Consider the following 11,443-nt stretch of genomic DNA (forward strand, 5'->3'; position numbering starts at 1 on the left):
TCGGCACAGGTGTCGCCGACGAGATGGCGGATGAGGGCGGAGACGATCGGGTCGACTCCCGGCCGTGCCTGCCTGCCCCCCACCCGCCTGCCCGCTCCGACCGACCCGCACGACACCGGACACGCACCCCACCCGGGTTGCCTCCTGCGAGGGATGAAGGACGAGGATGAACGGTAGACCGCGGACGCGAGTCCGTGCCCTGCGCCGCCGCGTCGCTTTGGCTTCGGCCACGGTTCTGATCGGCACTCTGCTCCAGGCCGTGGCCCAGCCCGCGACGGCCGCCGACCGCGGCACCGGCCGCCCCGACCTGCCCGCCTCCGCGAAACCGGTGGCGGTTGAACCGGTCGCCGTCACCCCGCGCGCGGCCATGAAGGGGCCCCGCACCCCCGCGCGGGCCCCCCGCGCCACGTGGCCGAAGACCGCAGCGGCCACCGTCGACCTGTCCGGCTCCTCCTCCTCGGTCGTCCCCGCGAAGGGCCTGCCCCTCGCGGTGGGCGGCACCCGGACCCCCGACGCGGTGCGCGCCCGGCTCCTGGACCGCGCGACGGCCAGGCGGGCCGGTGCGGACGGCCCGGTGTTCACCCTCCAGTCCGCCGCCCCGGCCGACGCGCAGGCCTCCACGGTGCGCGCCCGCCTCGACTACTCCGCCTTCGCCGGGTCGTTCGGCGGCGGATACGCCGACCGGCTGAAGCTGGTCCGGCTGCCGGCCTGCGCGCTCACCACGCCCGCGAAGGCGGCCTGCCGTACGGCGACGCCCGTCGAGACCGTCAACGACACCGAACGGCAGACCCTCACCGCCGAGCACGTCACCCTTAAAGGCACCGGCGTCACCGTCCTCGCGGCCGTCGCCGAGGACGCGAGCATGGGCGGCGACTACAAGGCGACCCCGCTCGCGCCGTCCGCGCAGTGGAGCACAAGCCTGAACACCGGGGACTTCGCCTGGTCGTACGAGATGTCCGTGCCCGAGGTGCCCGGCGAGCTGACGCCGAGCGTCGGCCTGTCGTACTCGTCGGGGGCGATCGATGGCCGCACCGGCAACTCCAACAACCAGGGCTCCTGGGCGGGCGACGGTTTCGACCTGTGGCCCGGCTCCATCGAGCGGCGCTACAAGTCCTGCGCCGACGACGGGGTCGAGCGGGCCGACGGCGGCAAGCCCGCCGACCAGTGCTGGGCCTACGACAACGCCTTCATCTCGTTCAACGGTAAGGGCGGCGAGCTGGTGCCGACCGGCACCGACACCTTCCGGCTGCGCGACGACGACGGCACGAAGATTCAGCGCCTGCGCGGCTCCGCCACGGACGTGCGCGACAACGGCGCCCGCGACGACGAGTACTGGAAGGTCACAACGCCCGACGGAGTGCAGTACTACTTCGGCTACAACCGGCTGCCCGGCTGGGGGACCGGCAAGGAGACCACCGCCTCCACCTGGACCGTCCCGGTCTTCGGCGACGACGCGAACGAGCCCTGCCATGCCGCCGCGTTCGCCGACTCCTGGTGCCAGCAGGGCTGGCGCTGGAACCTGGACTACGTCGTCGACCCGCACGGCAACGCCATCGCCTACTACTACGACAAGGAGTGGAACTCCTACGGCCGCAACCTCGACGAGAACGCCAACACCCGCTACGTGCGCGGCGGCTTCCTCGACCGGATCGAGTACGGCCTGAAGTCCACCTCCATGTACTCGGCGCAGGCCCTGGCCAAGGTCGACTTCACCAGCGGCGAGCGATGCCTGCCCGACACGAACACCACCTGCGCGGACATCGGCAAGGACGCCGCCTACTGGTACGACACCCCGTGGGACATGAACTGCGAGGCGGCGGCCACCTGCGACCAGGGCCGGCTCGCCCCGGTGTTCTTCACCCGCAAGCGGCTCACCCAGGTCGACACGCAGGTACTGAAGGCCGGCGCCTACACCGCGGTCGACTCCTGGAAGCTCGGCCACCGCTGGGGCATGGCCGACACCGACTACCAGCTGCTGCTGGAGTCCGTGCAGCGCACCGGGCACACCGGCACCCCGGCCGTCACCCTGCCGAAGACCACATTCACCTACGCCCAGCTCGCCAACCGGCTCGACCGCACCGGCGACGGGTTCGCCCCGTTCATCAAAGAGCGCCTGGCCACCGTCGCCGACGAGGCCGGCGGCCAGATCGACGTCGCCTACTCGGCGCCCGCCTGCGCCGCGGACGCGCTGCCGACCCCGCAGACCAACACCACCCGCTGCTTCCCCCAGTACATCGGCGGCAGCAGCACCGACGACCCGGACCTGCACTGGTTCAACAAGTACGTCACCTCCACGGTGACCCTGACCGACCGCACCGGCGGCGCCCCGGACCAGGTCACCGCCTACGAGTACCTGGACGGCGCCGCCTGGCACTACGACGACGACGACGGCCTGACCAAGGAGAAGTCCAAGACCTGGTCGCAGTGGCGCGGCTACGGCCACGTCCGGGTGAAGACCGGCGGCCAGGGCGGCGACACCGCGATGCGGACCCAGAACGACACCTACTACCTGCGCGGCATGGACGGCGACCGCAAGGAGCCCGGGGGCGGCACCAAGGACGTCAGCGTCACGCTGGGCACCGGCGAGGGCGACCCGATCACCGACCATGACTCGGCGGCCGGGTTCGCGTACAGGACCGTCGGCTACTCCGGGCCCGGCGGCCAGGTCCTCACCAAGACCGTGAACCGGCCCTGGCACCACCAGACCGCCGAGCGCGTCCGCGACTGGGGCACCATCACTGCCAACCTCACCGGCACCGCGCAGACCCGGACCTGGACGTCCCTGGACGGCGGGGCGGGCACGAAGTGGCGCACGACCACCACGGAGACCGCTTTCGACACGGCCACCGGCCGCATCACCCAGACCGACGACCGCGGTGACGACGCCGTCACCACCGACGACACGTGCACCCGCACCTTCTATCCGGCGGCCGGGGCGATCATGACGCTGCCCGCCCGGGTGGAGACGGTCGCCAAGCCCTGCGCCACCACCCCGGACCGCGCCAAGGACGTCATCTCCGACGTGCGCACCGCCTACGACGGCCTCGCCCATGACGCGGCGCCCACCAAGGGCGACCCCACGGCGACGGCGATGCTCAAGTCCCACGACGGCACCACCGCCACGTACACCGAGAGCGCCGCCACCTACGACGGCTACGGCCGCAAGCTCACCAGCAAGGACCTCAGCGCCACCGTCACCGTCAAGGCCGGCGTGCTGACCCGCACCGCCCGCACCGACGGCCGCACCACCACGACCGCCTACACCCCGACCACCGGCTTCCCCACCTCCGCGAAGGTGACCACGCCGCCCGCGACGGTGGGGGACAGCACCACCGCCCACTCCACGGTCACCGTGGCCGACCCGGTGCGCGGGCTGCCGCTGAGCCAGACCGATGTGAACGGCAAGGTCACCAACTTCGCCTACGACGCGCTGGGCCGCACGACCAAGGTCTGGCTGGCCGACCGCACCACCTCGGACGTCCCCTCCTACGAGTACACGTACACGGTCGCCGAGGGGCAGCCGATCGCCGTTGGCACCAGGACCATCGGCAACAACGGCGCCCAGGTCACCTCGTACGTCCTCTACGACGGCCTCCTGCGCCCCCGCCAGAGCCAGGACCCCGGCCCCGACGGCGGGCGGCTGCTCGCCGACACCTTCTACGACGAACGCGGCCTCACGGCGAAGGAGTTCGCGCCCTACTACGCCACCACCAAACCCTCCACGACCCTGGTCAAGCCGCAGGACGCCCTTGGTGTGGAGACCCAGGACCGCTACACCTACGACGGCCTCGGCCGGCAGACCGAGCACCGCCAGATCTTCGGCAACGGCGACGGCGGCAAGGTGCTGGGCATCACCCGCACCCTGTACGGCGGCGACCGCACCACGGTGATCCCGCCGGTCGGCGGCACCGCCGTCACCACGCTCACCGACGTCCGCGGCCGCACCACCGAGCTGCGCCAGCACCACCAGCGCGCCGCCGAGTCCACCTACGACACCACGAAGTACGCCTTCACCCCGGTCGGCTCGCTGTCCAAGGTGACCGACTCGGCGGGCAACGAGTGGACTTACGACTACGACCTGCTCGGGCAGCTCAAACTCACCAAGGACCCCGACAAGGGCACGCTGAAGTACTTCTACGACGACCGCGGCAGGCTAACCTCGACCCTGGACGCCCGGGGCACCACGCTGGCCTACGGCTACGACGGCCTCGGCCGCAAGACCGAACTGCGTTCGGGCTCCGCGACCGGCCCGCTGCGCGCCAAGTGGACGTACGACACGGTCACCAACGCCAAGGGGCACCTCGCCGAGTCCACCCGCTACGACGCCGACGGTCAGGCCTACACCTCCAAGGTGCTCGGCTACGACCGGCTCTACCGGCCGATACGCACCTCCTTCACCGTGGCCGCGACCACCGCCAACACGGGGCTGTCCGGCACGTACGTGTCGACCACCGATTACAAGGAGTCCGGCCTGGTCGGTAGCGTGGGCCTGCCCAAGGCTGGCGCCCTGGCCGCCTCCTCCGTGGCCTTCACCTATCAGGACGACACGCTGTGGCCCGTCGCCGTGGAGGGCCGCGACGGTGTCAAGGGAACTACCTCGTTCGGCCTGACCGGCAAGCCCCTGCAGCACGAGCTGTCGAACGCGGGCGGCAGGAAGGCCTGGGTCACCAACGAGTACGAGCCCGGCACCCAGCGCCTGGCGTACACCCGCGTCGACCGCCAGGACGTGGCGGGCATCGACCAGGCCTCCACCTTCCGCTACGACGAGGTCGGCAACGTCCTCGCCGTCTCCGACACCTCCCGCTCCGGCACCGACACCCAGTGCTTCACCTACGACCACCTGCGCCGCTTGACCGAGGCGTGGACCCAGCCGACCACCGCCTGCGCGAGCACGCCCAGCGCCCCGGTGCTCGGCGGCCCGGCCCCGTACTGGACGTCGTACGGCTACGACAAGACCGGCAACCGCAGCACCGAGGTCGAGCACGACGTCACCGGTGACACCACCAAGGACATCACCAGCACTTACGGCTACCCCACGCCCGGCGCCACCGCGGTCCGCCCGCACGGCCTGAAGACCGTCACCCGCTCCGGCAACGGCGTCACCGCCGGCGACTCTTACACCTACGACGCCGCCGGCAACACCGACACCCGCACCCTTGGCGACGGCACCACCCAGGACCTCGATTACGACGCCGAGGGCCGCCTCGCCAGGGTCACCGAACCCGTGGAGGGCGGCTCCCCGAAGGTCACCGAGTACCTGTACGACGCCGACGGCAACCGGCTGATCGCCCGGACCCCGACCGAGACCACGCTCTACCTCGGGCCCACCGAGATCACCGTCGGCAAGGGCACCACCACGCCGAAGGCGACCCGGTACCTCGACCTCGGCGGCGGCCACCTCGCCGTCCAGGAGGACGACGGCAGGGTCACCTTCACCACCGCCGACCACCACGGCACCGCCCTGCTCGCCATCGACGCCGCGACCCAGAAGCTCACCCAGCGCCGCGTCACGCCGTTCGGCGGCAGCCGCGGAGAGGAACCGGCCGACTGGCCAGGCACCAAGGGCTTCGTCGGTGGCACACAGGACGTCGCCACCGGGCTGACCCACCTCGGCGCCCGCGAGTACGACCCGGCGACGGGCCGCTTCCTCTCGGTCGACCCGATCATGGACCTGACCGACCCGCAGCAGATCAACGGCTACACCTACGGCAACAACAACCCGCTGACCTTCTCCGACCCGTCTGGCCTGTACTGCGACGGATGCAGCGCCGACAACCCGGATTCGGTGTGGGCGCCCGGCAACGGCCACGGGCCGGGCTGCACCACGTACGCCTGCTACAGCGACGACGGCCAGGACATCCTCTACTACACCGGCGGCGTCAAGAGCAACGACCAGGGCACCGCCAAGAAGTCCTCCACCTCGCCCGGCAAGACGATTAACGTCACGGAGAAGAAGGGCGAGATCTGGATCGAGAACATCAGGGTGCCCTCCGCGCGCGAACTGGAGGCGATGTACCCGCAGTACGACGAGAGCGACCGGATCGAGGCGTGGGCGGAGAACAAGTGCTTCGCGCTGGACGCCAACACCAAGGCGTTCTGCGGTGCCGCCGAGGCGCTCGGCATCATCGAGCACGAAGTGACCATGTTCGACAAGATCGTCGTGGCACTCGTCGCCCCCGACTTCGATGCCTGGAAGAGCTGCCTGAGCGGGGACAGCGTCAAGGCCTGCGGCTCGGCGGCGCTCGACCTGCCCTGGGCCCGGGTGCTCAAGGGCGCGAAGCTCATCAAGTGCAACAGCTTCGTCCCCGGCACCGAAGTCCTGATGGCGGACGGCACCACCAAGCCGATCGAGGACGTCCGTATCGGTGACGAGGTTCTGGCGACGGACCCGGAGACCGGAAGGACCGTGGTCCGCACGGTCACCGCCGAGATCACCGGCGAGGGCCCGAAGGACCTGGTGACCGTCACGCTCACCGTGGACGGTGAGAAGGTGCGGATCACCGCGACCGACGGCCACCCGTTCTGGGTCCCCGCTCTCGGCCGCTGGGTCGAGGCGGGCGAACTGACCGCCGGGCAGGAACTGCGCACCCCGGCCGGCGAACGCGTCCGGATCACGGCCGTCGACCACACCCGGCGGTCGGCCACGGTGCACAACCTGACCATCGCCGAACTGCACACCTACTATGTACGGGCTGGATCGGCACCGATCCTCGTGCACAACTGCGGCGGCTACTTCACCGGACACGCCGACTCTTGCACGTGCGAGGGCATCGGCGACATCACCTACCAGGGCATCGACGAGGCCGAGGACGTGGCGGACGCCGCCGACGACGTCGCGGACGCCGCCGACAACCTCACCTCCCACGCGATCCAGCGCCTTCGGCAGCGCGGTGTCTCGGACGCGGACGCCCAGGCGGTCCTGGCCAGGGAGCCGTTCTCCTACCACCACGACGGCCAGCACAAGCTGGGCTACTACGATCCCAAGTCCAAGGTGTTCGTCGCCAAGACCATCGACGGGAACGTGAACACCGTGATGACCGGTGTGACGAAGGCCTACGTCCAGCGTCTCCAGGGAGGTTGAGCATGGCGGACATCGACATCACCTACGACGCGGTGGCGAACGCGGCCTACATCCATCTCACCCGCGCGGGGGAGCACCCGCAGTCGGCGCGCATGTACCCCTGCGACCCGGTCGCGGTGAACGGGATGATCAACCTCGATTTCGACGTGGATGGCGTCCTGATCGGCGTCGAGGTGCTGGACGCCCGCTCCAAGCTGCCGCGGCACGTGCTCGACGCGGCCCGACGGCTGGACACCGGCGACGTGTGAGGCGACGCTCGGTGAGTACGCCGCCGGGTACGGGGCTCGGGCCCCGTACCCGGCGGCGTCGTGTCAGCCCGCCGTCACCCGGTTCTCGCACCGCAAAGTCCCAGAGGGCGAAACCAGCCGCCGGATGCCCGCAAACATGCAGGTCAGAGCGTGATTGTTCCCTGAGTGGAACAGAACCCGGCGTACAGCCCGGCTCGTCTGTCGTCTCGTGCCGGTGGCGGGCGCCTGGGCGAGGATCGAGAAGGGCTGGAGCAGCACGCTCCGCGCTCTGACCGGATGCTTCCTCCGCCCCGGTGACTTCAGCCGGACACCCGAACCCGGGACCGGGCCGAGATCGGCCGGCCGGACGACCCCAGGGTGCGGTCACGTCGGCTCTCCCTCCCGTAAACAGACCACCGTTCCTGACGCGGCCGCCGCCCGCAGTGCCGTCAGGGTGCGTACGTGGGCGGGGGGAAGGGTCAGGGGGAGGTCCTCGGGGGCCGTGAAGGCGTGGGCGTCGTGTTCGGGGCTCAGGGTGACGGGCGTGTCCGGCGGGACGGTGCCGCCGTGGAAGTAGCAGTCCAGGACCGGGCCCGTGCCGCCCACGTTCGCCCGGTGGTCGATGCCGATCAGGGTGGGCGCCGCGGCGAGGGTGATGCCGGTTTCCTCGTGGGTTTCCCGGTGCGCCGCGGTCAGGGGGTCCTCCCCGTGGTCGAGCATTCCGCCGGGGAGCCACCAGACGCCGGCCGCCGGCTGGGTGGGGGCGTAGCGCAGGAGCAGGATGCGGCCGGTGTGGTCGAAGAGCAGGACGCAGGCGGCGATGAGTGCCTGTGGCTGGGTCCTGATCCATTCGTCGCGGGGGAGTACGTCGGTCACTCGCGACCCCTGGTCGTACTGATCATGTCGGTCGTCCCTCCCGGTGGTCCTGACAGGACTAACGGGTGAGCGGGCTTTCGGTGACCGGGTGATCCGATTCGCCGGTGGGGCCGACGGGTACCCGGACCCTTTCCTTCGTACGACACCGCGCCGAGGACGGTATCGCCATGACCGAGTACGAACGTTCCCGCACGATGCCCGCTCAGCCCGAGCAGGTCTACGAGGAAGCCGCCGACGTCGGGCGGCTGGACAGCTGGATGCCTCAGGCGCTGCAGTGGAGGCCGTGGACCTGCCCGCCGTCACCGTGCACGAGGACCGCACCGACGAGGACACCGCCGCCCTGCTGCAGGCCCGCCGTGAGCAGATGCGGCTCGAATGGGGCACCCGCGAGCAGGGGAGCTACGCCGGCTGGCTCCAGGTCGCCGGGATCGGTGCCGGGGCCAGCGAGGTGACGGTGCACCTGTCGTTCTTCGAGGAGAGCCACGACCCGGGCGAGGAGGCCGTGCGCGACGCCCTGGACGCCAGCCTGCGGCGCCTGGAGGAGCAGGTGCGGCTGCGCGTCGAGCACCCGGCCGGCTGAGCCGGGGTCCGTACGTCATGGCACGCGCCAAGCGGTACGCCGTCGCCGCTTCCGGGCAGTGGACCGACGAGGAGGAGGGCCGCCGCCGGCTGCCCGCCGGCGAGGTGCACGCCTGGGAAGCCGGTCAGAACCAGACCGTGTGCGGGCTGTCCCTCAGCCGTTCCCGGCTGATCCGCTTTCCGCACGTCGCCTGGCCGGACACCTTCCCGGAGTCGGGCGGGGCCGCGGACGAGGTGCGGCGGCAGTGCCCGCGCTGCGCCTCCGTCGCCGGGCGCCGGGGCGGTGACGCGCGTCCGCGGTGGCAGCGGACCAATCCTCGCCCGTGAGCCCGAAGCGGGGTGTCCCCGCGTTCGACCCGCGGTACTCCGGGAAGACGAACAGAGGAGACGCGGGGTGACGTGCCCGGTGACGGTAAGAGGCGAGGAGGATGCCATGGAGCGGGTGGCCGGAAGGACACGGCCGGAGCGGCGGATCGGCATCCGTACGTACGGTGAGGTCGACTCGGCGCTCAGCGGGCTGGTGGCCCGGCACGGGGGCAGTGCTCAGTTCTCCGCGGGGGAGGCGGTCGCCCTGGAGTGGGCGCTGGGCCGGACGGCCCGCTCGCCGATCACGGGGGTGGGCGGCCGCGACGTTCCCGACCTGCACCTGCTGACGGCGGAGGTCGACGCCACCGTCGTACGGCTGGAGGACCCCACCGCCCCAGCGGGCAACCGCGACTACTTCCGCGGTGTGTACGGCGCCCTGTCCTGGATCTGCGGTCTGCGCGGCCGGCTTGTCTGAGGCACCCAGGGGGACGGACGTCGGAGGGCTCCGGAGAGCTACCGCACCCGTCCCGCCGCGGGCTCCTCGCCCTCGTCCTCCTCGTCCGGGAGGTGGACGTCGTCGACCGCGATGTTGACCTCGACGACCTCCAGGCCGGTCATCCGCTCGATCGACGTGATGACGTTCTCGCGCACGTCGGCGGCGATCTCCGTGATCGACAGCCCGTACTCCACGACGACGTCCAGATCGACGGCGCTCTGTCGTTCACCGACCTCGACCTTGACGCCGCTGGTGACGCCGGCCCGCCGGCCCGGGACCCGCTCGCGCATCGCGCCCATGGTGCGGGCGAGGCCGCCGCCGAGGGCGTGGACGCCGGGCACCTCGCGCGCCGCCATCCCGGCGATCTTCGCCACCACGTCGTCCGCGATGGTGGTCCTGCCCCGGCTTCCGGGGGCGACGGACCCGCCGCCGTGCGCGTTCGCGCCGGTCTCGCTGGTGCGTACCGCCGCACCGGTCGTCTCCGTCATGTCCGACCCGCCTCCTCGGGGCGCGCGGAAACCCTCCGCACAGGAGGCCCGCCGCGACGCTCATACCTGCTTACCAGCGTGCCCCGGGCCCTCCCGGCTCGCCACCGCAGGCGGAGGGCGCCGCCGGACGGCATGAACGGGCGGGCGGCTCCCGGTCAGGCGGGACTGATCGCCCATGACGCGGGGGTCGTCGGCCCGTAGCGGGCGGACGGGGTCGCCGACCCTGGCGGACGGACGCTACTCCTCGAACAGCGCGTCCTGGCCGCCCAGTTGGGCCTCCTGACGCACCCGCTTGTTCCGCGTCCCCACGACCACCGCCGCACCGGCCGCCACCACGCCGAGGGCCGCCGGGATCATCCAGCCGCGGTTCAGGCGGTCGCCGAGGAGGTGGTCGAGGGAGAGGCGGCCGGGGCCGGCGACGGCGAGGCCGGTCGCGGCCATGCCGAGGCTGGCGGGGTACTCGAAGCCGCCCTCCGCGTTGAAGAAGCCGTTGGGGAGGTGCACCGCGGACGCGCCCGCCATCCCGCCGGCCGCCGCCGCACCGGCCGCCGGGGTGGCCAGCCCCAGCGCCAGCAGGGTCCCGCCGCCGCACTCCGCGAGCCCCGACGCCGTGGCGTTGAGTCTGCCGGGCCGGTACCCGACGGACTCCATGAACTGCCCCGTCCCCTCGATCCCGGCCCCGCCGAACCAGCCGAACAGCTTCTGCGCGCCGTGGGCGGCCAGCACCCCGCCGGTGCCCAGCCTCAGCAGGAGCAGACCCAGATCACGTCGGTCGTAGCACGTCACGATGTCTCCCGGTGCAGAAGTGGACTCCACTCCACCGTCGCAGCCCGCCACCCACCCGGCCCTTCCGGACAGCCGTTCGGGTGGCGGGGTGCCGGGGGCGGTGTGAGGGTGGCTGGCATGACGATTCAGACGGCCAAGTTGAGCGACCCGGCGGTCCGTGCGTTCGTCGCGGCCGTCAACTCCCACGACCGCGAGGGCTTCATGACCCTCCTCGCACCCGGCGCCACCATGGCCGACGACGGCACGGACCGTGACCTCGACGACTGGATCGACCGGGAGATCTTCTCCTCCCACGGTCATATGGAGGTCGACAACGAGTCCGACGGCGGCCGCGCCCTCGTCGCCCGGTACCGCAACGACACCTGGGGCGAGATGCGCACGCGGTGGACCTTCAGCGTCGACGACGACGGCAGGATCAGCCGCTTCGAGACCGGGCAGGCCTGAGCCGGACACCTGGCTCGGCACTCGACGCCTTCTGCCACGCGCCTTGTGTTGGAGCGCGCTCCAACCCCTAGATGAATGAGTCCGATGTCTTCAGTGGTCGTACGCGATCAGCGAGCGCTTGACCGTTGCTCCGGTGTTCCAGTTGTGCCAGATCGCGGTG

The 11,443-nt window shown here is 71.4% G+C and carries 8 protein-coding genes and 1 pseudogene; 6 read left to right on the forward strand and 3 right to left on the reverse strand.

All coding sequences use genetic code 11. The annotated features are described in order from the left end of the window. Nucleotides 1-166 precede the first annotated feature (166 nt). The gene (locus AB0O67_RS33570; RefSeq protein WP_365458580.1) at nucleotides 167-7,081 is read left to right on the forward strand and encodes a polymorphic toxin-type HINT domain-containing protein; all 6,915 of its coding nucleotides are present in this window, start codon (nucleotides 167-169) and stop codon (nucleotides 7,079-7,081) included. Nucleotides 7,082-7,083: 2 nt separating this feature from the next. After that, complete coding sequence (locus AB0O67_RS33575; protein WP_365458583.1) at nucleotides 7,084-7,329, forward strand: DUF2283 domain-containing protein; 246 nt, start codon at nucleotides 7,084-7,086, stop codon at nucleotides 7,327-7,329. A gap of 363 nt (nucleotides 7,330-7,692) precedes the next feature. Here AB0O67_RS33575 and AB0O67_RS33580 read toward each other — a convergent pair whose 3' ends face one another. Then, nucleotides 7,693-8,184, reverse strand: coding sequence for an NUDIX hydrolase (locus AB0O67_RS33580; protein ID WP_365458586.1), 492 nt, complete (start codon nucleotides 8,182-8,184; stop codon nucleotides 7,693-7,695). Nucleotides 8,185-8,351: 167 nt separating this feature from the next. On the opposite strand from AB0O67_RS33580, the pseudogene AB0O67_RS33585 reads away from it, so the two are divergent. From AB0O67_RS33585 to AB0O67_RS33595, 3 genes and pseudogenes are all read left to right on the forward strand, one after another. Then, a pseudogene (locus AB0O67_RS33585) lies at nucleotides 8,352-8,764 on the forward strand (SRPBCC family protein). Nucleotides 8,765-8,781: 17 nt separating this feature from the next. Beyond that, a complete protein-coding gene (locus AB0O67_RS33590; protein ID WP_365458589.1) occupies nucleotides 8,782-9,090 on the forward strand; it encodes a hypothetical protein in 309 nt (102 codons plus the stop codon). Between the two features lie 106 nt (nucleotides 9,091-9,196). Continuing rightward, the gene (locus AB0O67_RS33595; RefSeq protein ID WP_365458592.1) at nucleotides 9,197-9,544 is read left to right on the forward strand and encodes a hypothetical protein; all 348 of its coding nucleotides are present in this window, start codon (nucleotides 9,197-9,199) and stop codon (nucleotides 9,542-9,544) included. 38 nt (nucleotides 9,545-9,582) lie between these two features. Here the strand turns inward: AB0O67_RS33595 and AB0O67_RS33600 are convergent, their stop codons facing one another. Continuing rightward, nucleotides 9,583-10,053: an Asp23/Gls24 family envelope stress response protein gene (locus tag AB0O67_RS33600; RefSeq protein WP_365458595.1), complete on the reverse strand. Its 471-nt coding sequence runs from the start codon at nucleotides 10,051-10,053 to the stop codon at nucleotides 9,583-9,585. A 237-nt stretch (nucleotides 10,054-10,290) separates the two neighbouring features. After that, the gene (locus AB0O67_RS33605) at nucleotides 10,291-10,839 is read right to left on the reverse strand and encodes a DoxX family protein (RefSeq protein WP_365458598.1); all 549 of its coding nucleotides are present in this window, start codon (nucleotides 10,837-10,839) and stop codon (nucleotides 10,291-10,293) included. 117 nt (nucleotides 10,840-10,956) lie between these two features. Between AB0O67_RS33605 and AB0O67_RS33610 the strand changes: the two genes are divergently transcribed. Next, nucleotides 10,957-11,283, forward strand: coding sequence for a nuclear transport factor 2 family protein (locus AB0O67_RS33610; protein ID WP_365458601.1), 327 nt, complete (start codon nucleotides 10,957-10,959; stop codon nucleotides 11,281-11,283). Nucleotides 11,284-11,443 lie beyond the last annotated feature (160 nt).

Source organism: Streptomyces sp. NPDC086077 (genome assembly GCF_040686175.1).
GTDB lineage: Bacteria > Actinomycetota > Actinomycetes > Streptomycetales > Streptomycetaceae > Streptomyces.

What these genes read in the sequence shown, in the direction of transcription:
- AB0O67_RS33570 (WP_365458580.1), top strand. Translation starts at nt 167, where the DNA reads ATGAACGGTAGACCGCGGACGCGAGTCCGTGCCCTGCGCCGCCGCGTC.
- AB0O67_RS33575 (WP_365458583.1), top strand. Translation starts at nt 7,084, where the DNA reads ATGGCGGACATCGACATCACCTACGACGCGGTGGCGAACGCGGCCTAC.
- AB0O67_RS33590 (WP_365458589.1), top strand. Translation starts at nt 8,782, where the DNA reads ATGGCACGCGCCAAGCGGTACGCCGTCGCCGCTTCCGGGCAGTGGACC.
- AB0O67_RS33595 (WP_365458592.1), top strand. Translation starts at nt 9,197, where the DNA reads ATGGAGCGGGTGGCCGGAAGGACACGGCCGGAGCGGCGGATCGGCATC.
- AB0O67_RS33600 (WP_365458595.1), bottom strand. Translation starts at nt 10,053, where the DNA reads ATGACGGAGACGACCGGTGCGGCGGTACGCACCAGCGAGACCGGCGCG.
- AB0O67_RS33610 (WP_365458601.1), top strand. Translation starts at nt 10,957, where the DNA reads ATGACGATTCAGACGGCCAAGTTGAGCGACCCGGCGGTCCGTGCGTTC.